Source organism: Methanocaldococcus sp. (assembly GCF_024490875.1).
Lineage (GTDB): Archaea > AGJL01 > Methanococci > Methanococcales > Methanocaldococcaceae > Methanocaldococcus.
The window spans coordinates 92,428-114,630 of sequence record NZ_JACCLX010000016.1; the positions used below are offsets into that span (position 1 = coordinate 92,428).

Below are 22,203 nucleotides of genomic sequence, written 5' to 3' on the forward strand. Positions count from 1 at the left end.
GTATGAGATTTGAAGATGACAAAAAAAGAACATTGATAAATTTAGAATTAGCAATTAGGGAGAACTTAGTAGATAAAGATATAATTCCAATACTTGAAAAAATAAACAGTTTAGAAAATTATTACACTACGAGTTCTTGCATAGGTAGAGTAGGAATTATGGAAATACCAAAAGATAAGAATCCTAAAATATATTCAAAGTGGTTAGGTAAATGGCATCACTATGCCACATACGAAGAGATGTTTAACTCCCTAAAAAATATTTCCAATGAGAAAAATTATATTATCTTTGTTATGAACTCTCCAATATTACATATAGCATCAAAAGATATTGATTCAGCAAAAAAAATGCTTGAATTAGCAATACATTCTGGTTTAAAAAGTTCTTCAATAAAATCAATATCTAAGAAAAGGATAATTGTTGAAATTTTAACTACCTATAAAGTAGATGCTCCAATAGGAGAAGATGGAAAGATATTTGTAGATAACAATTACTTAAAGTTTTTATTAGATTATAGCAATTCCAAACTCAAAAGAGCGAGAGAAATTTTTATGAGATGGGTAAATAATTTAGATAAACTAAAATAATATATTAAATTTAAAACTAAGAGTAGGATGGATATGTATATAGAGCATCCATTAATAAAACCAAAAACATTAGAGGCGAGGTTGTATCAACAGATTATAGCGGCAAATGCTTTAAAGAAAAAGACATTGTGCGTTTTACCCACTGGTTTGGGAAAAACTGCAATTGCTATATTGGTCATAGTGGGTATTTTAACAAAAAAAGATGGTAAAGTTTTAATTTTAGCCCCTTCGAGACCTTTAGTAGAGCAACATTGTAGAAGGCTAAAAGAAGTCTTAAACATTGATGAAAATAAAATAATAGCATTAACTGGAAAAATTCCTCCAAAAAAAAGAGTTGAGTTATATAAAAAAGGTAAAATATTTGTTGCCACTCCTCAAGTTATTGAAAATGACATTATTGCTAAAAGGATTAATATAGAGGAGTTTGTATTGTTAATTGCAGATGAGGCACATCACACAGTTGGAGACCATTCCTATGCATTTGTATCTAAGGCATTTAAAGATAAATGTCATATTTTAGGATTAACTGCCTCTCCCGGGGCTGATATTGATAGATTAATGGAAATCTGTGAAAACTTAGGAATAGAGCATGTTGAAGTTAGAACTGAGGATGACGAAGATGTAAAGCCATACATTGCCAAAGTTAGATTAATTCCAATAAGATTAGATTTACCAGAAGAATTTAAAAAAGCGTTAAAATTAATAAATGAAGCGTTAAAAGATAGATTAAAATTTTTAAAGGATTTTGGAGTTATAGATTCTATTAATGTAACAAAAACTGAACTCATTGAACTAAATTCTAAGTTATTCGCCTACGATGAAGAGGTTAAATATGAACTTATAAGAGTGTGTTCAGAGGCTTTAAAGTTAATGCACGCCAAGGATTTATTAGAAAGTCAGGGAAAAAGTGTATTTTTAAACTATATAAATAAATTGTCTTTACAAAGAACTAAATCTGCTAAATCAATAGTAAATGACGAAAGAATTAGAAAGGCAGTAAATATATTATTAAAGACAGATGTAGAACATCCAAAACTGAATAAAGTTGTTGAAAAGGTTAAAAGTATTTTGAAAAAAAATGAAGATGAAAGAATTATAATATTCACGCAGTATAGAGACACTGTTGAGAAATTAGTTAATATCTTACACCAAAATGGAATTAAGGCGATAAAGTTTATTGGTCAAGCAAGTAAAGAAGGAAAAGGAATGACTCAAAAACAGCAAATAGAAGCAATAGAGAAGTTTAAAAAAGAAGGAAATGTTTTAGTTTCTACAAGCGTATCTGAGGAAGGGATAGATATTCCAGCGGTAAATTATGTTATCTTTTACGAGCCTGTGCCATCAGAAATTAGATTTATTCAAAGAAGAGGTAGAGCGATGAGAGGAGAAGGAGGGAGAGCTTATATATTAATAGCTAAAGGAACATCTGATGAAGCATATTATAGAAGTGCTTTGTATAAAGAAAAAGAGATGAAAAGACTCTTAAAAAATATATGTTATTTGTTGAACAAAAGATTACAGAAAAAATTAGAGATGGAGAATAAAAGAATAGAAGAGCCTAAAAAAGAAACTATAATAGAAAAAGATACAGTAACAACAATAGATACTAAAAAAGTAGTAGAGATAGAAAGTAAAGAAGAGAACAAAGAGAAAGAAAAAAAGACTTTAACAATATTGGACTTTATTAAGCAGTTTGAAGAAAAATCTAAAAGTAAGGTTGAAGAAACTGACGAAGACAAAATTGAAAAACCCATTAAGATTATTGTGGATGTCAGAGAAAAAAATATTGCCAAGTTATTACATAAATATGCTGATGTTGAACTAAAAACTTTAGAAGTTGGAGATTATGTTTTAAGTGATAGAGTTGTTGTTGAGAGAAAAACTTCCGAGGATTTTGTAAATTCAATAATTGATAAGAGGTTATTTTCACAGTTAAAAAATCTTAAAAAAGTTGAAAAACCGTTACTTATTATAGAAGGAGAAAACTTTAGCAGAATACATGAAAATGCCTTAAAAGGAGCTATCTTATCAGTTATTTTTGACTTTGGAATACCAATATTATTTACAAAAAATGTTGATGAAACCGTTGATTTATTAATAAAAATTGCTGAAAAAGAGCAATTGAAAGAAAAAAGACCAATTACAATAAGATATGGAAAAACTACAATGAGTTTAAAAGAACAACAAAGGTTCATTGTTGAGAGTTTACCTGATGTTGGTGGTGCATTAGCTGATAGGTTATTAAAACATTTTAAAACTGTTGAAAGAGTATTTACAGCAAAAGAAGATGAATTAATGGAAGTTGAAGGAGTAGGAGAAGAGAGGGCTAAGAAAATTAGGAAAGTTTTAACAGTAAAATATGAGTAATGTTTTTTAATAAGGGACAGGCAAACCAAGTTCTTTTCTATGTTCAATCTCTTTCAGATTTTTCTCTTTTTTAGTTAGAGCTAATTTTTTAACTAATCCCAAGCCAGGTTTAACCTCTTCTATTGGTTTAACTTCTAAGTATCCATCTTCAACCATTTTGTTAAATATCTCTTCCCCTTTTGCAGTTCTTATAAAGACAGTACTCCATCCATCTGGGCTTCCAACGGAACCTGTTGAAATATCTGCTAACTCTGCAGTGTAGTCAGTGCATACATGACAAGCCACTTGCTCATAAGGATGGGTTTCTTTCAATTTAATTGCTTTTGTTTCTCCCCATTTTGTATAAACCCAAAACTTACCTTTACCAATATCTAATTTAACAACATCTTCCATCTTAACGCCACAGTGTTCTTCTACAATTAACTTTAATCCATTGTATGGGAAGTTTTCCATACAGAAAATACCTATAATTAATGATATTTTATCAGGAATGTGTCTAAACCCTATTGGATACTTTATTAACTTTCTTACAGCCCTAACTTGGCATGGAGTTCCTACAACTCCAATTTTTTCACAACCATATTCTCTAACAGCACTTTTCAATACAGATATATTAGGGCAGACGGTATATTTTGTTCCTGCCGCCTCTAAAACTTCCTCTGGCGTTGTAGCCACCTTAGGAATTGCTTTAAATTCTCCAGCATTATCTGCTACAATAACTCCATCTAATATATTATTTTCTAAACCATAAATAAATGCAGTTGAAACTATACCACCATCTTGACATGTCTTTAAAACTTCTTTTAATGTACTTCTTGCTGAAACTACTTTCTTATAAGTTCCAAAAGGATCCATCTATTCCACCTCAAAAATTATTTATAAAATTTATACTGATTGAAATGATTACTCTATTTTTTCAATTAACTCTGGAAATCTAATTCTTGGACACTGTACTGAACAAACTCCACATTTAATACACAAATACTGAGTAACATTTGGTCTTCCATCTATCATTTCTATTGCTCTTGTTGGACATGCTGCGGCACAGGTTCCACAACCCATACAGAGGGATTTATTAACTACTTTAATTAATAAATCACATCCACATGCTTCACTTCCTTTTTCTGCTAATTCAGCAAATGGTTGTAAATATTCCATATCTCCATTTAATGCCGCATTTATTACTGAAACAATTGCCTCTGGTGATGGAGGACATCCTGGAATTGCTAAATCTACTTTAATAACTTCCGTTAATGGAGAAAATGAACTATGAACTGGTTTAGATAACTGATTTCCTTTACTATATCTTGTAACCCCTCCCGTAGCAGCACAAGCTCCTAAGGCAACAACAATCTTTGCTTTTTCTCTAACCTCTTTGGCTATCTCTAAACTATGATGGTCTTCTAAACATACAGAACCTTCAACTAATGCAATATCACATTCTGGAATCTCTCTAACATCTGCCAATGTTTGACAATAAACTAACTCAATTGAATTTAAAACATCTAATAACTTCTCATAAGTGTCTGTCAAAGAAACTAAGCATCCACAACAACTACACAATTGGATATGAGCAACTTTAACCACATTAATCACCCCTCAATTCTCTAAGAATTATATTTACAGCCTTATCAACAGCCTTTTCAACTTCCTCACTTAACCCAATATAAACATCTGGTTCAGAAATATATTTTGCCTGACATCCAATAACATTAACCTCTATATTATATTTTTCAGCGACCTCTTTTAATAAAGAAGATAAAGGCCAATTGTGAGAATCTAATCTATCATATTTTGGATTTGGCAACTCATCTTTTTCAATTATTTTTATTTCTCCCGGTTTTAATCCCCAGTCTATTACATCAACAACAATTATTTTTTTTGTCTTTGAATTTTCATCTATCAATGTTAAAACTTGCTGAGGAGCCCCTGTTCCGGCATCTACTAAAGCTATTTTTTCTTTTTCTTTTTCAGTTAAGATTTTATTCAATTTTTCAATGACATGAACGCTAAAACCGTCATCGGCAAATAATATATTCCCACAGGCTAACACCATAACTTCTTTTTTTAGATAGGATGGTGTTAAATCAAACAATTCATCATCATAATCTTTTATTTCAGATTTCATAGTTTCATTCATTTTTATTTTTTAAGATTTTAATTTTAAACCCTATTATATGAGAAAAAGCCTCTCGGGTCCCTTTCGGGTTCCCCTCGAGGCTTATAACATTTTTCTAACTTCTATGGTTTCTTTTGACTCTTCATCCTTAACTATTATATGAGTAGCACATGACGCTCATATGTCATAGGCTCTCATTATCACTTCAGCATATTGATGTGGATAACCCTCAATTGCCTTTTCAACTATTGGGAAGTTCCAAGTTGATGCCGCTATGATTCTATAGCTCTTTATTTTTCCATCTTTTCCAACTTCTGCCATGTGTGTATTTGTTGCTCTTGGAGCTTCATGAACTCCAATTCCAAAACCATCTTTGTATTCAACCTCAGCTCTTGTCTTTCCATATATATTAACTTCATCTAAAATTTCTAAGGCTCTATAAACAGCTCCAAGGTTTTCTTGAGCTCTTGCTATGTTGATGTCTAAAGCACTACCTCCTGCTCTAAAGTTTCCAAATTTAACCAATCTTGCTCTTGGACCTCCTTCAGCAGGAACTCCTTCATATAAAGGAATTTGAACTGTTGTAGTGTGTATTGCCTCTTCATCATCATAGTATCTTTGAGGAGGAATTTCTACGACACTATCCCAGTTTATAGCATATCTATCTCCATATGTTGTGTGAGAGGCAATGTATGGGTATTCATGAGACCCTAAATCAGGAATTCCCACATCTTCTAAGTATCTTTCAATTAATTCAGTGTATTTTTCATACAATTCATTAGCATCTTTTTCATACTGTCTTAATGCATAGTATAACCTTGACTTAGCTCTTTCAGTTATGTTTGTTCTCATTCCTCCAATTACAATGTTTGGAGGATGAATCCCTTCTCCACCTACAATATCAACTACTAACTGTCCAACTTTTCTCATTCTTTGAATTAATTTTATTAATTCGATTCTTAAATTAGTTTCATCTGGCTTTAAAAAGTCATCAATTGTTAATAAGTGGTGTAACGGATGAGAATGTAATCTATTTCCAAGTCCTACTAATTCCCTTAACAATAAACCATCATCAGGAACTTCACAGTCTATTGCATTTTCTATTGCTTCACAGGAAGCAATTCCATGAGTAGTTTGACAAATCCCACAGATTCTCATAACTGCGATTGGAGCAAACTCTGCTGGTTTGCCTTTTAACATTGTTTCAAATCCTCTAACAGGAGTCGTATTTAAATAATATGCTTTATTTATAATTCCTTCATCATCAACTTCTAAAATCAGTTTCGCATGTCCTTCGTGTCTTGTTGTAGGCGTTATTTCTATTCTGTTAGTCACAAAATTCACCTCCATAACAATAAGGCGATAAAAATAGAGAATAAAGTTTTGCTCATAAAATTTTTCTATATAAACTTATATATGCCCATATCTCTTTAAAAATATCAATATATGTTTTTAGTTTTTTAGATATGTTAAAAAAAGTAATTTCTTATTATTTTTGAAATAAAATATAATTAAAAAATAATATTAAATTTTTTTAAGAATTATAGTGAGTTCGTTTTTAGTATTTGCCTTTAAATTAATTATTCTATATATTTTTATATTATCATATTTATTTAAAATACTTATAACTTTTTCTAAATCTTCTTTAATTGTTCTATATTTTCTTGCCTTTAATGTATGAATTATATATTTATCTTTTTTTAAGTATTTTGCAAATTTTAGAGTTAGTAGTATAGATTCCTCGGGATATAAGTTAGTGTCATTGGTAATTAAATCAATATTTTTATCAATTTCTTTTTTAAAATCTACATATTCAGCTTTCTTTTTTATATGAATTATATTTTTAGCATTTACTTTTAACTCACCGGAATCAATTGCATAAACAATCTTTGCTTTTTTCGATAAAACTTTTGCCCATCCTCCAGGAGATGAGCCAATATCTACAACATAATTTAAATTTTCAAAAATATCTGGATATATTTTCATTAACTCTAAAATCTTTCTTTCTGACCTATTTAATGGTCGTTCATTATATCTTTTTAATTTTTTTAATCTCTCTATATTTTCTTTAATAACGAATTCATTAAAATCATTGTTAAAAATTGAAATATAGGTTTTATCTTGTAAAATTTCAATATTCACTTTAAAGTCCCAATTTTTTAAATCAACTTTTAAATTTTTAAAATTGTCTAATATATACTTTCCAATAATATTTTCCAATTCTTCGCTTGTAAAATTATGTTGCCCTCTTCTATTACATCTAACTACAAAGGATTTGCCTTTTATAAATTCTTTTTTTTCATTTATTAATAAAGATACATTCTTTTTTATTTCTTCAATATCTGTTTGGCATTCTATCTTTAAAGGTATTAATCTAAGTAAAAATTTTAAATTGTCTTTATTTTCTTTAATATAATTTAAAAATTCGTAAGGATTATTAGAATAAGCTATTAATATCCCTCTAAATGGTGTCCAAGATATTTTCTTTTTTATTGGTAATTTCTCTAATTCTTCTTTTAATTTTGGCTCAAATCCAGGCTTTGTTGTTATTAAAGCAACGGGTTTCATAGATTTCCACTAAACTCTATAATATTTTTTGCTAATCTAACTTTGTCCTCTAATGTTTTCATAATTGTATTTGTTATTAAAACTTCACAAGGTAGTTCTTTAGCTAATTCTTTGTCAGTATTATCTACAACTAATATATCTACTATATCCTTATAAAATTCATAAACTCCTCTAATTGACACTTCATAACCTTTAACCTTCATCAACTTTCCCGCTGGTCCAGAGACAGCAGAATTTCCAACGATAGGAGAGACAACAACAACTTTTTTATCTTTCAATATTTCTCTAATGCCCTTTAAACTTAAAATAGGACCTATGGATGTTATTGGATTAGATGGGCCAATAATAACAAGGTCACTTTTTTCCAAAGATTCTAAAGATTTTTCGCAAGGTTTGGCATATAGACAATTTTCATAAATAACATCTAAGACATCAACATCTCCCTTCCTCTTAACCCAAAAGTCGTGAAATTTTAATAAATCTATTTTTCCATCAACATTGGCCAAAATTTTTGTCTCAACTCTATCGTCTGTCATAGGAATAACTTTTGCTTTAATTTTTAACGCCTCTCTTTCCATATCAACGATTTCAGAGAGTTTATAACCTCTTCTTATATAATAAGTTTTGTGCATTTTTAATGCCCTATCTTTGTCCCCAATTTTTAAAACTTCATCAAATCCCAAATTTTTAAGTTGTTCATGAGTATAGAATGTATCTCCTTTAACCCCATACCAAGTATCTTCGTTAATTAAATCAGCAAGTGTATATAGAACGGTATCAACATCTGGAGATAAATATAAATCTCCTATCCACGTATCTTCACCAGTATTAACAATAACAGATAATTTTTCATTATTAACAACTCTTTTTAAACCCTGTAATAGCTTTGGAGTTCCTGTTCCACCAGATAAGACAGTAATCACAATGACCACCTAATATAGTTAAACTTTATCTTATAGGAAATTTCCACTTCAATTTTGTAATTATTTTGTAAGATATTTTATCAGTTAAATAGTATTTGTTTATTTTAGATTTATTTTCTAATATTTCATCTATTATTTTTTTAATATTTTTTTTACCATTGTATTTTTTTGCTAACTCTTTCATTTTTAAGGCATTTCTTTTATATATCTTCATATTTCTTATATCAAAAATGGCCTCTTCCAATCTACACAATTCTTTATATGATAACGAGATTCCACAACATAGTTCATTAACTTTTTTAGCATTGTTACATTGCTCTGGATGATCTAAATCAGGAATAACTATTAATGGTTTTCCAAAAGATAAAGATTCCATTATTGTTGAATGACCTCCATGAGATATAACAAGTTCAGCATTTTTTATTAAATCTTTCATATTTGTTGTCATAGGAATTATCTCTACATTTTTATAATTGTAAGATGGCAAATTTAAGTCATTCTTTAACTTTTTAGCAACAGTGTAACTACCACAAACAAGTTTAACATTGAAATCATTTTTTAAAGCAATTTTTCCAAGTTCTTCAAGTATTTTGTATCTATACTCAAATCCTCCAATAACGCTAAGTATATAATCCTCATTTCCATCTTCAACATCGTATCTTATTAAAGGTCCAATAAACTCCATATTTTTTAAAATCTTTAAGTTGTATTCACATACAGTATATGGTGGAGGAAAATCAGGAACTATGAATTTTTCACATCTTCTATTTATCATATTTAATGCCTTCATTGTAGGATAAACTATTAAATCTGTCTTTAACTTTAATTTATATTTGGTATAATTTTGATTACTTATGCAAATAACGGGTTTTTTTAAAAGTTTTGCCGCAACAACTGTGCTATACTTACAATCAGAGATTATTAAATCTGGGTTGTATTCCTTTATAATTTCATATTCTCTTTTAATAGCCTTTTTTGGACTATATTCTTTGTTAAATATTGTTGATGTTATGTCAAATTTTCCATCTTTTCCTTTAAGTTTTATCTCTGGAAAAGTTTCAAAAACTTTAAAATTGTATTTTTCTATAAAATATTTACTTTTACCATAGGCAATATATGCAATTTCATAACTATCTTTTAAACTCTCCCCAATAGCTAAACATCTGGTTGTATGACCAAAACCTTCCCCACAAACTGAGATTAGAATTCTCATAATCTCCCCAAGAAGTTTTTTATAGTAATTTTTTACTCTCCTCTGTAAGTGTTAATTTATTAATTCTTCCTATTTTTTCTTTTTTTATTATTTTTCTATCTTCTAATTCAGATACAATTCTCGAAACTTTTGGTTTGCTCATTCCAGTAATTTCTACTAACTCTTTTTGTGTAATATTTCCATATTTTTTTATTAAATCAATGACTATTTTTTCTTCATCAGTTAAAAAATCCCATAAAACTCCTTTTTTTAGATTTTGATATTCTTCTACAACCTTATTTAATTCTTCTACTTTTTCTTTTAATTTTTTATTTTCACTTTCCAATTTTTGTATGTATTTATTTAAACTATCAATTTTTTCTTTATATTTTTTGTTTTCGTTGATAAGTTTTTCTAATTTACTGTTATATTCAGAAACCTTTTCATTTAAAATATTAATAATTTCATCTTTATTTAATAAATTTTTATATGTTTTATCTAATTTTTCTTCTAATTCTTTAATATTTCCCTTTAAATAAGATATTTCATCATCTTTTTTCTTTAACATTTTAGATAAATTGTTAATTATTTTTTCATAATCTTCTAAAATTTTCTTTTTAGAGATTTTTTCTCTAATAAACAATCCTCCTAATATTAATAATCCCAATGTTAAGAAAATGAAAATATTATTAAAAGAATTATTTCCACTTTCTATAATATTTTGATTAGGAAATTTAACAAATGTATATTTAATGGCTATTGTAAAGGTTATCTCCTTATTTAAATGAAGATTCCATATAATTATTTGATGTTTTCCATCAGTTGTTATTTTGTAACCTGATGGAGTTACAAATAAATTACCTTGATATGAAGAAATAACAGCACCTGGAGGTAAAATAACTTTTATAGTGGCATTCTTTGAAGAGATTGGAAAATTCATTATAAGTTGATTTATATTATTTTTTGTCCATACTGCATCAGTTACTAAGAACTTAAATGTTACATTTGCAGATTTTTTTGGAGGTATTGGTTTATTAAATTCTATGGTAACGGTAGTTACTCCTTCATTGTATAATGCAGTGTATCCACTGATACCATTTGAAGAGGACATCGTAAGATTCTTAACATTTTGTGGAATAGTAAAAGTAATACTACTAAGATTCTCATTTTTATCATTATAGACTAATAAGGTAATAGTTTCATTTACAGTATTATCCGGATTAACAATGCACTCTATATTAGTATTTTTAATTATATATCCTAAACATATATTTGCAAACAAAAGTAATAAAAATAAGGATATCAAAAGTTTTGTTTTAATATTTATCACCTTAATATTATAAATATTATTGATAGATAAACTACTACTCTGTTTATATAAACCTTATTTAATAAAATTTACTAAAAATTTTTGCTAAATAAATTTTTATTTAGAATATATTGAGGTTGAAAAAAATGATAGTAAAAGATTATAGAATATCTATAGCTATTCCTATAATTCTTTTAATATTATCAATATTGCTAATAAGTTTTAAAGGAATTCCTAAAAGTATTGATATAACAGGAGGTACAGAAATTATAATAAAAGTAAATAAAAACATTGACATAACTCCTTTAAAAAATTCTTTACATAACATTGCTCAAGTGGAAATATTAAAATCTGCAGATGGATATTACATTGTTGTAAGAGTAAGCGAGGATAAAGTAAATATAGCCAAAGAAAAAATTAAAGAATTTTTCCATGTTAATAGTTTAGAGAAATTAAATTATTCTGAAAAAACTGTTGGAGCTATATTAAGTTCCAAATTCTTTGAAGAAGGTTTTAAGGCAATTTTATTTGCCTTTATATTTATGGCTATAGCTGTTTATGTTGCATTTAGAAATCTTGTGGCAAGTGGTGTTATAATCCTCTCTGCACTTTCAGATTTAATTATGGCATTAGGTGGAATGAGTTTATTTAATATACAACTTTCATCAGCAACTATTGCGGCTTTATTAATGGTTATTGGTTATAGTGTAGATTCTAACATATTACTAACTACAAGAGTTTTAAAAAGATTATCAAAAGAGTTTGATGAGGTTGTAAAAGATGCTATGAAAACTGGATTGACTATGACTTTAACTACAATCAGTGCTATGACAGTTTTATTGATAGTTGTAAAACTTTTTATTCCAGTTGCTGAGATTTTATCAAACATTGCTACAGTTTTAATTTTAGCCTTAATTGCTGATATAATAAACACATGGTTTTTGAATGCTGGAATATTAAAATACTATATAACTCAATATAAAGGCAAAAATTAAAAATATTCTTTTTTTAAGATTTCTAAAAATTTTTTAATACCCTTTTCTATTCCACTTTTTTGCCTTTCTTTAACATTTTCAAAAGTTAATAAGTTTGCATAAACATCAGATGTAAATAAATATATATTATAATCTGTAACTATACAAATAGCCCCTCTTCCAATTCCAGCAGTAGTTCCAATACATATATTGGCATTTAATTTTTTCTTTAAACTGTTAGCCATTAACTTTGCCACTTCTAAATCTTTCTCTTCGCTGTATGCCTTTGCATATTTATAATTATAATCTGGCTCTGGAAGTTTTACATCTAACAATTTCTCAGCCCCATATATTGATGGAACAAACATAGATACTAAAACTTTAACATTTTTTATTAATCTTAAATCTTCATCAGAAAATAAATATTTATATTCAAAATTTTCATAGCCAGATGAAGCTTTGTGTATGGTTAAACCAATATTTGCATGAGTAAAACATTCAGCAGTAGCCACTGTAATCATATTATCACTTCGTGGTATTTATGGGAATTAAAGATTACTATGATAAATTGGCAAAAAACTATGATAAGTTATATAAAAACAAGTATATGAGAATTGTGGAAAAGGAAATTATAAAAAAAGAAATTAAGGATAATGATTTTGTTTTGGACATTGGCTGTGGAACTGGGGAGCAATTAAAAATTTTAAATAAAGCAATTGGTTTAGATATATCAATAGAAATGGCTAAAATAGCAAATAAAAAAACTAATAAACCAGTTGTTGTAGCAAATGCTGAATTTATACCCTTTAAAAATAAAAGTTTTGATAAAGTTATATCGTTTTTTGGAGCATTAAATCATTGTAATATAAAGAAAGTTTTTAAAGAGGTAAAGAGAGTTTTAAAGGATGATGGAGTTTTTATATTTACAGTGGCAAATATCTATGATATAAAATGGATATTAAAGAATATTATAAAAGGTAACTTTAAAAAAATAAGAAAATCATTAAAGAAAAGAAAAGGGACTATAATAAAAGTAGTTGATGGAGAAAAAATAAAAGTAAAAACAAGATTTTATGACTTCAAAGAAATTGAGGAACTCCTAAAAAAAGAAGGTTTTGAAATATTATACACCTTTGGAGCAAATATTACAAACTCTCCATTGGATATGTTTATTTATAAAAGTTCTTTAAAGAATTTTGCCTCCTATATTGGCTTTGTTGTTAAAAAGAAGAATAAACGCTAATCTTATTATTTTTATTTAACCTTATTTTTTAATTTTTCTTTTCCTGCCCTTTTTATTGCGTCATACATCATCTCAACAGCATTAGGATTTTTCTCCAACAGATTACCAGTAACTATTGCATCAGCTCCTGCTAAAACTTTTTCATAGGCAATTTCTGGCTTTCTAATTCCTCCACCAACTATTATATTGATATTAGATAGTTTTTTTGATAAAGCTATTGTTTCATTATTCACTGGATACTCTGCCCCACTACCAGCCTCTAAATAAGCCCATCTCATTCCAAAGAACTTTGCTGATAAACAATACATGGCTGTAATATTTGGTTTATTCTGTGGGATTTCTCTAATTTCCCCAATGTAACCAACTGCTGTTTTTCTTACTGGCTCTATACAGAGATAAGCCATAGGAATAGGCTCTAACTTGTATTTTAAAATTGTTATCGCCCCTAAAGTTGGAGCAGTTACAACCCAGTAAGTATTTGTTGAATTCATTAAACTCATATAAAAAACAGCATCAGCATACTTTGATAATCCATCTACATTCCCAGGAAATAAAAGTATAGGAAGTTTAGTTATCTTTTTTATAGTTTTCACTTTCTCATCTAAATCAATTATTCCAATACTACCTCCAACCATTATAGCATCTGCATAATCCTTAATTTTTTCTGATATTTCTTCAATATTTTCCTCTTCTGGGTCTAATAAAGTTAAATAAACTGCTCCTTCTTCTTCAATAATTTGTGTTAATTTTTTCTCAACCTTTCCTATTTTTATTTCCATACTTTCACCAAAATAGAAGATTGAAATTTTAAAATAAATCTAAAAGATTATATTTAAAAATAGCAATTATTTACTATTCACTTTTCAATTATTGTTTCCTTTATAGCCATCCCAAAATGTCTCGCATATTCATCTGGTCTTATTAAAACTTTGTCTCCTGGTTTTAAATCTACAACAGAAACTGGTTCTCCTTTTTCATTCACCAATCTTATAGTTTCAGCGTTTTGTAATATTGTTCTAATTATATCTCCTTTATACTCTGCCTCAATTAATATTAAGGGTCTTCTTTCAATTTTAACTCTGCCAACTATTGCCTCTCTTGCGTTACCATCCTTATCAACTATTAAAACCTTATCTCCTGCCTTTAATTCACTTAAATATTTTGTTTTATTTCCTGGGCATAATATATAGGCATGAACAGGTCCTGCATTAACTCTGAAAGGTCTTGTAGATACATAAGGATTTTCCACAGTTTCAGAATGCACTAAGAATAAACCTCTTGAATATGAACCAATTAACATTCCCTCCCCAATGTTCATTAAAGAACAGGTATCAATACAAACCCTATCTCCACTACCTATTGGTTCTACTTTTGTAATAGTTGCTACATCTAATTTTACTTTCTCTTTATTCATATCTTCAATTAGTTTTGATAATTCTTTTATATCTTCAATGTTTTTTAGATTGAATAGAACTCCATCCGTCCCTTTTTCTAAAATCTCATAGGCAACTTTTGCCTCATCAACTGAATCAACACTTGCAATAATCTTTACATCTCTATTAAATAAATCTGCTATTAAGTTTTCTAATGGAATTATAGTCCAATCTCTACCCTCTAATATAATATTATCAACAAAGCCATATCTTGCAACTTCTGAAGCAAATTCTTCATCTTCTTTTGACTCTATAGGAATGTATATAGCAGTTTCTTTCCCTAAATTTTTTGCCTCTTTTAAAAATTCTAAGTTGTCATCTTTATTTATTAAAACGATGTCAGCATCCAAAGAATTTGAAGCAACTTTAATATTACCCAATTCTTTAATTTTTTCAATATCTTCTGGCTCAGCAACAATTACGGGAATTGATGACTCCAAAGCCATTTTTACAATTTCTTTCTTATCTTCCCAATTATCTCCTGTAACTCTAACCCATCCAAATTTCATATTTTCACCTATTCACAAAATATTAACATTAAAAATAGTCCGTAATGATGATATATATATCTTATAATTTATAATAGATTACAATGTCTCTTTATTATTTCGCTTTCATCTAAGTTTAATTTTTTCATAATTTCGGCAATAACTAAATCTAAGAATATTAATGCCATTTCTTCAAATGCTGTTCCCATTGGTAAGTAATTTGATTTTTTAATAGGTAATTGTATGGTTAAATCTACCAACTTTATTATAGAGCCACTCTCACAAACAATAGCAACAATATTATTATTTATCTTTTTAGCCTTTTTAGCTACAATTAAAACACTCTCTGTCTTTCCACTACCTGTTATTAAAATTAATAAATCATCCTTTTCGTAAGATGGCGTTGTTGTATCTCCAACAAAATAAGAGTTAAAGCCAAGATGCATCAATCTCATAGCAAAGGATCTTCCTACATATCCACTTCTTCCTACCCCAAATACAAAAATTTTTTTTGCATTAATTATTTTATGTACTAATAAATTCATTTTTTGTTTCCATTCATCTTCAATATAAAAATTTTTTAATATATTAATATTTTGTAAAACAATTTCAAGTTCTTCCAATTTCGACACCTATCGAATTTATTTTCATAAATATATCCAAATTTATTGATTAATATTTTAAAAATAAAAACAAATTTAATTTAAAAATTAAAAATGGTGGGGGTGCTGGGATTTGAACCCAGGTCCAGGGATTTCTCCTGCCATGGTCCAGTGCCCTATAGGCATCTGGAGTCCCCGATGATAGACCTGGCTACACCACACCCCCTCATTAACAACACATATAAAAAATTATAAGGGAATATTTAAACTTTACGGTTTATAGGTTTTAAATATAACGATGAATTTTTATTAAAAATAGTATTTTAGTTTCTTTTATATATCAGATTTTACTTCTTTATTGTTTATATTAAAATCTATATAACTTATCAAAGGTGTAAATTATGATTTTATTAGACGAAAATACAAGAGCAATAGTTCAAGGAATAACTGGAAAACAGGGAAGTTTTCATACAAAAAAAATGTTAGAATGTGGAACAAAAATTGTTGGTGGAGTTACTCCAGGAAAGGGAGGAATGAATGTTCATGGAGTTCCAGTTTTTGATACTGTTAAAGAGGCAGTTAAAGAAACAGATGCTAATGCATCGGTAATTTTTGTTCCAGCACCATTTGCTAAGGATGCTGTTTTTGAAGCAATAGATGCAGGATTGGATTTAATTGTCGTTATAACTGAGCATATTCCTATTCAGGATACAATGGAATTCGTAAATTATGCAGAAGATTTAGGAGTTAAAATTATTGGTCCTAATACACCAGGAATAGCCTCTCCAAAAGTAGGAAAACTTGGAATTATACCAATGGAAGTTTTAAATGTTGGTAATATAGGAATAGTTTCAAGAAGTGGAACTTTAACTTATGAGATTGCACATCAAATAAAAAAGGCAGGTTTAGGAGTATCAACATGTGTAGGAATTGGCGGAGATCCGATAACTGGGTTAAGATATAAAGAAATTTTAGAGCTATTTGAAGAGGATGATGAAACTGAGGCTGTTGTATTAATTGGAGAAATTGGAGGAGGTGCTGAGGAAGAGGCAAGTAAGTTTATAAAAAAGATGAAAAAGCCAGTTATAGGATATATTGCAGGACAGTCTGCTCCAGAAGGTAAAAGAATGGGGCATGCAGGGGCAATAATTGAAAAAGGAAAGGGAACTGCTGAGAGTAAAATGAAAGCCTTAAAAGAAGCAGGGGCTTATGTGGCAAAAAGAATATCAGATATCCCAAAAATACTAATAGAAATTAATAGAGATTAGAAAACCTAATATCCATAAATGTATAAAGTAATGGATATATGATAACATAAAATTTAAATGAAAAACTTTATATTTTATTTTTTAAAATTAATTTTTAACTTTTCCACATAGGGGGATAATATGTCAAAAAGAGTATTATTAAAACTGTTTATTGAAGAAAAGAATATTAATAAGGCTATAAATATTATGACCATGGCTAAAATTTCTGGATTCTTTTTGCATAAATATAGGGGTATATCAGCAGATAAGTTTAAAACTCTAAAAAAGGAGGATTTAGAAGATATTAATAAAGTTTATGAAATTATAAATAAAGAATCTGATAAAGCTGTTATTATAGGAACAGTTGTTAAAGAAGAGAAATCTAAAAAAATAGAGGAATTACTAAAAGAAAAAATGTTAAATGATAAATGGACATTAATTAAAATCCCAATATTAAAAGTTAAGGTTCATAAGGTTTAAAGGTGAAAGAATGAAAATTTTACTGTATTTATTCGTCGAAAGTGAAAATGTTGGGAAGGCAATAAATGCATTATCAGAGGGAGGAATAACAGGATTTTTTTTATATGATTATAAAGGGATGTCTCCTCAGGATTGGCACGGATTTTTGTTAGATGAAGATCCTGAAATGGCTATAAAGGCTGTTAGCGATTTAGCACAAAATGCTATCTTAATTGGTACTGTTGTTAGTGAAAGCAAACTTATGGAGTTAGAAAAAATTATAGACGAAAAACTTGCTGATTGTAAATACACTATAATTGAAATCCCAATAGAGGGAATTATTGTAAATATGCCTTAAATGAGGAGATGATATGGGTAGAAGAGGAAGACCAAAGATACCAAGATTTATATCTGAGGAACCTAAGTTTAGAATATTTAAACCTCATGGAGTACCTTTTGGACATTTAGATAAAGTTGTATTAACAGTAGATGAATTAGAGGCTATTAGGTTAGTTGATTATATGGACTTTACTCAGGAAGAGGCGGCAAAGTTAATGGGTATTTCAAGAAGAGTATTGTGGAGTTTATTAAAAGAAGGTAGGAAAAAGATATCTGATGCATTGATAAATGGAAAAATCATAATTATTGAAGGTGGTTTTTACAAAATTAGAGAATGTGGTTTTTGTATGAGAAATAGATTTGGAATAAAAAAACATTGTAGGAATATAAACAATATGAATGGTGAGTAGTTATGATACTATTGGAAGTAAATAATGTAACAAAAAAGTTTGGAGATAAGGTAGTTTTAAAAAATATTTCATTTAAATTGGAGGAAGGAGAATCCTTAGGTATATTAGGAAGAAGTGGAGCAGGAAAATCAGTTTTATTACATATGTTAAGAGGTATGGAAGGTTATGAGCCTACTGAGGGAAATATTATTTATCATGTCTCATACTGTGAAAAGTGTGGATATGTAGATGTTCCTTCGAAGGCAGGTTCTCCATGTAAAAAGTGTGGAAACACTCTAAAAAAGATAGATGTAGATTTTTGGAATGATAAAAAATACACATATAATTTAAAAAAGAAAATTGCTATAATGCTTCAAAGAACATTTGCCTTATATGGAGAGAAAACAGTTATTGAGAATATTTTGGAAGCTTTGTATCAGGCAGGTTATGAAGGAAAAGAGGCTATAAATAAGGCGTTAGAATTAATTAAGATGGTTAAGTTAGAGCATAGAATTACTCACATTGCAAGAGATTTAAGTGGTGGAGAGAAGCAGAGAGTAGTTTTAGCAAGGCAAATAGCAAAAGAGCCATTTATATTTTTAGCAGACGAACCAACAGGAACATTAGACCCTCAAACTGCTAAGTTAGTTCATAAGGCATTAAAAGATTTAGTTATAAATAACAATATAAGTTTAATTTTAACTTCACACTGGCCAGAAGTTATTGCTGAATTAACAGAGAGGGCTATTTGGTTAGATAAAGGAGAAATTATAATGGAAGGTACATCAGAGGAAGTTTATAATAAATTTATGGAATCTGTAAAAGAGTTCCAAAAACCAAAAGTTGAAATAGAAATTAAAGAAGATATTATAAAATTGGAGCATATATCTAAACACTACTGTTCAGTTGAAAGAGGTGTTATTAAAGCTGTAGATGATGTAACACTCAATATAAGAGAAAACGAAATATTTGGAATAGTTGGGACAAGTGGGGCTGGAAAAACAACATTGGCAAAAATTATTGCAGGAGTTCTTCCACCATCAAAAGGAAAGTATTGGTTTAGAGTAGGAGATGAATGGGTAGATATGACAAAGCCCGGATTAAATGGAAGAGGTAGAGCTAAGAGATATATTGGAATATTATTCCAAGAGTATGCATTGTATCCTCATAGAACTATATTGGAGAACTTAACAGAGGCAATAGGTTTAGAACTACCAGACGAATTTGCAAGAATGAAGGCAGTTTATACTTTAACTTCAGTTGGATTTAGTGAAGAGGAGGCTGAGGAAATCTTAGATAAGTATCCTAATGAATTGAGTGTTGGAGAAAGGCATAGATGTGCTTTAGCGCAAGTTTTAATAAAGGAGCCAAGAGTTGTTATATTAGATGAGCCAACAGGAACTATGGACCCTATAACAAGAAATATAGTTGCAGAATCCATCTTAAAATCAAGAATTGAGTTAGAGCAAACATATATTATAGTTTCTCACGATATGGATTTCGTATTAAATGTTTGTGATAGAGCCGGGTTAATGAGAAATGGTAAATTAATCAAAGTAGGAAAGCCAGAAGAAATTGTTCCATTATTAACTAAAGAAGAAAAACAAGAGATGTTCAATAAGTAAAATTTAAGTTTAGAATTTTTATTAACTTTAATTATTTATATTAGTTTATGTAATGTTTTATAAATTGTTAAACTAAAAACCTAACAAATATTTTTAAAATTTTACATAAATCTTAAATTTTAAGTTCATTTTTGTTTAATATTGTAAGCCATTATTTATTGTCTTTTTTTAAAAAAGCAAAAAAATTTTTATTAAAATGGGTGATAGTTTGGAATTTTCGGAGTGGTATTCTGAAATACTGGAAAAGGCAGGAATTTATGATGTTAGATATCCAATAAAAGGATGTGGAATTTATCTACCTTATGGATTTAAAATCAGAAAATATACATTTGAAATAATTAGGGATTTGTTAGATAAAAGTGGGCATGAGGAAGTTTTATTCCCATTGTTAATTCCAGAAAATCTATTGGCTAAAGAAGGAGAGCATATAAAAGGATTTGAAGATGAGGTTTATTGGGTAACTCATGGAGGAAAGAATCCATTAGATGTTAAATTAGCATTAAGACCTACATCTGAAACTGCAATATACTATATGATGAAACTTTGGGTAAAGGTTCATACTGACTTACCTATAAAAATTTATCAAATTGTCAATACTTTTAGATATGAAACAAAGCACACAAGGCCTTTAATTAGATTGAGAGAAATAATGACTTTTAAAGAGGCACATACAGCACATTCTACAAAAGAAGAGGCAGAGAATCAAATTAAAGAAGCAATATCAATTTATAAAAAATTCTTTGACACCTTAGGAATTCCATACTTAATTTCAAAGAGACCAGAATGGGACAAATTTCCAGGGGCAGAATATACAGTTGCCTTCGATACTATATTCCCAGACGGTAGAGCGATGCAAATAGCAACAGTTCATAATTTAGGGCAGAATTTTTCAAGGACTTTTGAAATTATATTTGAAACTCCAACAGGAGATAAGGATTATGCTTATCAAACCTGCTATGGTATTTCAGATAGAGTTATTGCTTCAATTATAGCAATACACGGAGATGAAAAAGGATTAATTCTACCCCCAATAGTAGCACCAATACAAATAGTTATAGTCCCATTAATCTTTAAAGGACAGGAAGATTTAGTTTTAAATAAGGCAGAAGAGATTTATAAAAGATTAAAAGATAAGTATAGAGTTTATATTGATGACAGAGATATAAGACCTGGAAGAAAGTTTAATGATTGGGAAATAAAGGGAGTGCCTTTGAGAATTGAAATAGGCCCAAAAGATATTGAAAATAAAAAAATAACTCTATTTAGAAGAGATACTATGGAGAAGTTCCAAGTAGATGAGTCACAATTAGAAAATGTTATAGAAAAAACTTTAAATAATATTATGGAAAACATTAAAAATATATCTTGGAAAAAATTTGAAAACTTTATAACAATTATGGATAGTTTAGATACTGATAAAATTAAAGAAATACTTTCTCAAAGAAAAGGAATAATATTAATCCCATTTAATGAAGAAATTTATAATGAAAAACTTGAAGAAAAGGTGGAAGCAACTATTTTAGGAGAAACTGAATATAAAGGAAATAAGTATATTGCAATAGCTAAAACTTATTAATTTATTTTTATTTTAAATACTTATTATATAATATATTTACTTTTAATAGAATAATTAATGTTAATTAATTATTAATATTTAAGGTGAAAAAATGGAACCTTTAAAAGGAACGACTACTGTTGGTTTAATTTGTGATGATGCTGTAATATTGGCAACTGACAAAAGAGCATCTATGGGTAATTTAGTAGCGGATAAAAATGCTAAAAAATTATATAAAATAGATGATTATATTGCAATAACAATTGCTGGTAGTGTTGGAGATGCACAGGCAATAGTTAGAATGTTATCAGCTGAAGCAAGATTATATAAAATGAGAACAGGCAAATATATTTCTCCATTAGCGTGTGCTACATTATTAAGTAATATACTACATTCAAGTAGATACTTCCCTTTTTTAACACAAATAATTATTGGAGGCTATGATTTGACTGATGGGCCTAAATTATTTTCATTAGATCCATTAGGAGGGATGAATGAAGAAACTAATTTTATTGCCACAGGTTCAGGTTCTCCTATTGCTTATGGAGTTTTAGAGGCAGAATATGAAAAAGATATGTCTGTTGAAGATGGATTAAAATTAGCAGTAAAAGCATTAAAATCTGCTATGGAGAGAGATGCTTATTCAGGTAATGGAATATCATTAGCTGTAATAACGAAAGAGGGTGTAAAAATATTGGAAGATGACGAAGTTGAAAAAATTTTAAAAAAAATACAAACAAAATCTAAAAAATCTACAAAAAGAAGTAGAAAAAAAAGTAAATAA

At 28.6% G+C, this 22,203-nt stretch carries 23 protein-coding genes and 1 tRNA gene; 11 read left to right on the forward strand and 13 right to left on the reverse strand.

Going from position 1 to position 22,203, the window contains the following annotated elements:
* Window positions 1-2: 2 nt before the first annotated feature.
* Both taw3 and HZY31_RS03260 read left to right on the forward strand, forming a co-directional pair.
* Window positions 3-587 (forward strand): tRNA(Phe) 7-((3-amino-3-carboxypropyl)-4-demethylwyosine(37)-N(4))-methyltransferase Taw3, encoded by a 585-nt coding sequence (gene taw3 / locus HZY31_RS03255; protein ID WP_297318030.1) that lies wholly within the window; start codon window positions 3-5, stop codon window positions 585-587.
* 33 nt (window positions 588-620) lie between these two features.
* Window positions 621-2,954: a DEAD/DEAH box helicase gene (locus HZY31_RS03260; RefSeq protein WP_297318031.1), complete on the forward strand. Its 2,334-nt coding sequence runs from the start codon at window positions 621-623 to the stop codon at window positions 2,952-2,954.
* A gap of 6 nt (window positions 2,955-2,960) precedes the next feature.
* On the opposite strand, the gene frhB is transcribed toward HZY31_RS03260, so the two are convergent.
* The 8 genes from frhB to HZY31_RS03300 all read right to left on the reverse strand — a co-directional run bounded on the left by frhB (window position 2,961) and on the right by HZY31_RS03300 (window position 11,038).
* Complete coding sequence (gene frhB, locus HZY31_RS03265) at window positions 2,961-3,809, reverse strand: coenzyme F420 hydrogenase subunit beta (RefSeq protein WP_297318032.1); 849 nt, start codon at window positions 3,807-3,809, stop codon at window positions 2,961-2,963.
* Window positions 3,810-3,857: 48 nt separating this feature from the next.
* Window positions 3,858-4,541, reverse strand: a complete 684-nt coding sequence (frhG, locus tag HZY31_RS03270; protein ID WP_297318033.1) for a coenzyme F420 hydrogenase subunit gamma — start codon at window positions 4,539-4,541, stop codon at window positions 3,858-3,860.
* Between the two features lies 1 nt (window position 4,542).
* Window positions 4,543-5,094: a coenzyme F420-reducing hydrogenase, FrhD protein gene (gene frhD / locus HZY31_RS03275; RefSeq protein ID WP_463671216.1), complete on the reverse strand. Its 552-nt coding sequence runs from the start codon at window positions 5,092-5,094 to the stop codon at window positions 4,543-4,545.
* Window positions 5,095-5,175: 81 nt separating this feature from the next.
* The gene (frhA, locus tag HZY31_RS03280; RefSeq protein WP_297318035.1) at window positions 5,176-6,408 is read right to left on the reverse strand and encodes a coenzyme F420 hydrogenase subunit alpha; all 1,233 of its coding nucleotides are present in this window, start codon (window positions 6,406-6,408) and stop codon (window positions 5,176-5,178) included.
* Between the two features lie 189 nt (window positions 6,409-6,597).
* Entirely contained in the window at window positions 6,598-7,641 is a 1,044-nt protein-coding gene (locus HZY31_RS03285) for a THUMP domain-containing protein (RefSeq protein WP_297318036.1), read from the reverse strand.
* Window positions 7,638-8,567 (reverse strand): 2-phospho-L-lactate transferase, encoded by a 930-nt coding sequence (gene cofD, locus HZY31_RS03290; RefSeq protein ID WP_297318089.1) that lies wholly within the window; start codon window positions 8,565-8,567, stop codon window positions 7,638-7,640. Before cofD ends, HZY31_RS03285 begins: the two co-directional genes overlap by 4 nt.
* Window positions 8,568-8,589: 22 nt before the next feature.
* Window positions 8,590-9,777: an MJ1255/VC2487 family glycosyltransferase gene (locus HZY31_RS03295; protein ID WP_297318037.1), complete on the reverse strand. Its 1,188-nt coding sequence runs from the start codon at window positions 9,775-9,777 to the stop codon at window positions 8,590-8,592.
* Between the two features lie 19 nt (window positions 9,778-9,796).
* On the reverse strand, window positions 9,797-11,038 hold the full coding sequence (locus HZY31_RS03300; protein WP_297318038.1) for a DUF7343 domain-containing protein: 1,242 nt from the start codon (window positions 11,036-11,038) through the stop codon (window positions 9,797-9,799).
* Window positions 11,039-11,214: 176 nt separating this feature from the next.
* Here HZY31_RS03300 and HZY31_RS03305 point away from each other — a divergent pair, with 176 nt between their 5' ends.
* Window positions 11,215-12,060 (forward strand): protein translocase subunit SecF, encoded by an 846-nt coding sequence (locus HZY31_RS03305; protein ID WP_297318090.1) that lies wholly within the window; start codon window positions 11,215-11,217, stop codon window positions 12,058-12,060.
* Here the strand turns inward: HZY31_RS03305 and HZY31_RS03310 are convergent.
* The gene (locus tag HZY31_RS03310; protein ID WP_297318039.1) at window positions 12,057-12,560 is read right to left on the reverse strand and encodes a UPF0254 family protein; all 504 of its coding nucleotides are present in this window, start codon (window positions 12,558-12,560) and stop codon (window positions 12,057-12,059) included. The genes HZY31_RS03305 and HZY31_RS03310 overlap by 4 nt on opposite strands.
* A gap of 20 nt (window positions 12,561-12,580) precedes the next feature.
* Between HZY31_RS03310 and HZY31_RS03315 the strand changes: the two genes are divergently transcribed.
* Complete coding sequence (locus HZY31_RS03315; RefSeq protein WP_297318040.1) at window positions 12,581-13,282, forward strand: class I SAM-dependent methyltransferase; 702 nt, start codon at window positions 12,581-12,583, stop codon at window positions 13,280-13,282.
* Between the two features lie 11 nt (window positions 13,283-13,293).
* Here HZY31_RS03315 and HZY31_RS03320 read toward each other — a convergent pair whose 3' ends face one another.
* The 4 genes from HZY31_RS03320 to HZY31_RS03335 all read right to left on the reverse strand — a co-directional run bounded on the left by HZY31_RS03320 (window position 13,294) and on the right by HZY31_RS03335 (window position 16,031).
* Window positions 13,294-14,061 carry a phosphoglycerol geranylgeranyltransferase gene (locus HZY31_RS03320; protein ID WP_297318041.1) on the reverse strand — a complete coding sequence of 256 codons (768 nt, stop codon included), beginning with the start codon at window positions 14,059-14,061 and terminating at the stop codon, window positions 13,294-13,296.
* 77 nt (window positions 14,062-14,138) lie between these two features.
* Window positions 14,139-15,224 carry a 3-dehydroquinate synthase II gene (locus tag HZY31_RS03325; protein ID WP_297318042.1) on the reverse strand — a complete coding sequence of 362 codons (1,086 nt, stop codon included), beginning with the start codon at window positions 15,222-15,224 and terminating at the stop codon, window positions 14,139-14,141.
* Between the two features lie 68 nt (window positions 15,225-15,292).
* Window positions 15,293-15,826: a 6-phospho-3-hexuloisomerase gene (gene hxlB, locus HZY31_RS03330; protein WP_297318043.1), complete on the reverse strand. Its 534-nt coding sequence runs from the start codon at window positions 15,824-15,826 to the stop codon at window positions 15,293-15,295.
* Window positions 15,827-15,920: 94 nt separating this feature from the next.
* Window positions 15,921-16,031 (reverse strand) — tRNA-Trp (locus HZY31_RS03335).
* Between the two features lie 175 nt (window positions 16,032-16,206).
* Here HZY31_RS03335 and sucD point away from each other — a divergent pair.
* The 7 genes from sucD (at window position 16,207) to psmB (ending at window position 22,203) form a co-directional block, all read left to right on the forward strand.
* Window positions 16,207-17,073: a succinate--CoA ligase subunit alpha gene (sucD, locus tag HZY31_RS03340; protein ID WP_297318044.1), complete on the forward strand. Its 867-nt coding sequence runs from the start codon at window positions 16,207-16,209 to the stop codon at window positions 17,071-17,073.
* A gap of 120 nt (window positions 17,074-17,193) precedes the next feature.
* Window positions 17,194-17,532 carry an MJ1244 family protein gene (locus tag HZY31_RS03345; RefSeq protein ID WP_297318045.1) on the forward strand — a complete coding sequence of 113 codons (339 nt, stop codon included), beginning with the start codon at window positions 17,194-17,196 and terminating at the stop codon, window positions 17,530-17,532.
* A 10-nt stretch (window positions 17,533-17,542) separates the two neighbouring features.
* A complete protein-coding gene (locus HZY31_RS03350) occupies window positions 17,543-17,869 on the forward strand; it encodes an MJ1244 family protein (RefSeq protein WP_297318046.1) in 327 nt (108 codons plus the stop codon).
* 13 nt (window positions 17,870-17,882) lie between these two features.
* Window positions 17,883-18,260, forward strand: a complete 378-nt coding sequence (locus HZY31_RS03355) for a DUF134 domain-containing protein (RefSeq protein WP_297318047.1) — start codon at window positions 17,883-17,885, stop codon at window positions 18,258-18,260.
* 2 nt (window positions 18,261-18,262) lie between these two features.
* Entirely contained in the window at window positions 18,263-19,864 is a 1,602-nt protein-coding gene (gene atwA / locus HZY31_RS03360) for a methyl coenzyme M reductase system, component A2 (protein WP_297318048.1), read from the forward strand.
* Between the two features lie 208 nt (window positions 19,865-20,072).
* Window positions 20,073-21,440: a proline--tRNA ligase gene (gene proS / locus HZY31_RS03365; RefSeq protein WP_297318049.1), complete on the forward strand. Its 1,368-nt coding sequence runs from the start codon at window positions 20,073-20,075 to the stop codon at window positions 21,438-21,440.
* A 91-nt stretch (window positions 21,441-21,531) separates the two neighbouring features.
* Window positions 21,532-22,203 carry an archaeal proteasome endopeptidase complex subunit beta gene (gene psmB, locus HZY31_RS03370; protein WP_297318050.1) on the forward strand — a complete coding sequence of 224 codons (672 nt, stop codon included), beginning with the start codon at window positions 21,532-21,534 and terminating at the stop codon, window positions 22,201-22,203.

What these genes read in the sequence shown, in the direction of transcription:
- HZY31_RS03345 (WP_297318045.1), top strand. Translation starts at nt 17,194, where the DNA reads ATGTCAAAAAGAGTATTATTAAAACTGTTTATTGAAGAAAAGAATATT.
- HZY31_RS03295 (WP_297318037.1), bottom strand. Translation starts at nt 9,777, where the DNA reads ATGAGAATTCTAATCTCAGTTTGTGGGGAAGGTTTTGGTCATACAACC.
- HZY31_RS03310 (WP_297318039.1), bottom strand. Translation starts at nt 12,560, where the DNA reads ATGATTACAGTGGCTACTGCTGAATGTTTTACTCATGCAAATATTGGT.
- HZY31_RS03260 (WP_297318031.1), top strand. Translation starts at nt 621, where the DNA reads ATGTATATAGAGCATCCATTAATAAAACCAAAAACATTAGAGGCGAGG.
- HZY31_RS03285 (WP_297318036.1), bottom strand. Translation starts at nt 7,641, where the DNA reads ATGAAACCCGTTGCTTTAATAACAACAAAGCCTGGATTTGAGCCAAAA.
- HZY31_RS03320 (WP_297318041.1), bottom strand. Translation starts at nt 14,061, where the DNA reads ATGGAAATAAAAATAGGAAAGGTTGAGAAAAAATTAACACAAATTATT.
- HZY31_RS03355 (WP_297318047.1), top strand. Translation starts at nt 17,883, where the DNA reads ATGGGTAGAAGAGGAAGACCAAAGATACCAAGATTTATATCTGAGGAA.
- sucD (WP_297318044.1), top strand. Translation starts at nt 16,207, where the DNA reads ATGATTTTATTAGACGAAAATACAAGAGCAATAGTTCAAGGAATAACT.
- HZY31_RS03350 (WP_297318046.1), top strand. Translation starts at nt 17,543, where the DNA reads ATGAAAATTTTACTGTATTTATTCGTCGAAAGTGAAAATGTTGGGAAG.
- HZY31_RS03325 (WP_297318042.1), bottom strand. Translation starts at nt 15,224, where the DNA reads ATGAAATTTGGATGGGTTAGAGTTACAGGAGATAATTGGGAAGATAAG.
- psmB (WP_297318050.1), top strand. Translation starts at nt 21,532, where the DNA reads ATGGAACCTTTAAAAGGAACGACTACTGTTGGTTTAATTTGTGATGAT.
- HZY31_RS03315 (WP_297318040.1), top strand. Translation starts at nt 12,581, where the DNA reads ATGGGAATTAAAGATTACTATGATAAATTGGCAAAAAACTATGATAAG.
- frhB (WP_297318032.1), bottom strand. Translation starts at nt 3,809, where the DNA reads ATGGATCCTTTTGGAACTTATAAGAAAGTAGTTTCAGCAAGAAGTACA.
- atwA (WP_297318048.1), top strand. Translation starts at nt 18,263, where the DNA reads ATGATACTATTGGAAGTAAATAATGTAACAAAAAAGTTTGGAGATAAG.
- taw3 (WP_297318030.1), top strand. Translation starts at nt 3, where the DNA reads ATGAGATTTGAAGATGACAAAAAAAGAACATTGATAAATTTAGAATTA.
- frhD (WP_463671216.1), bottom strand. Translation starts at nt 5,094, where the DNA reads ATGAATGAAACTATGAAATCTGAAATAAAAGATTATGATGATGAATTG.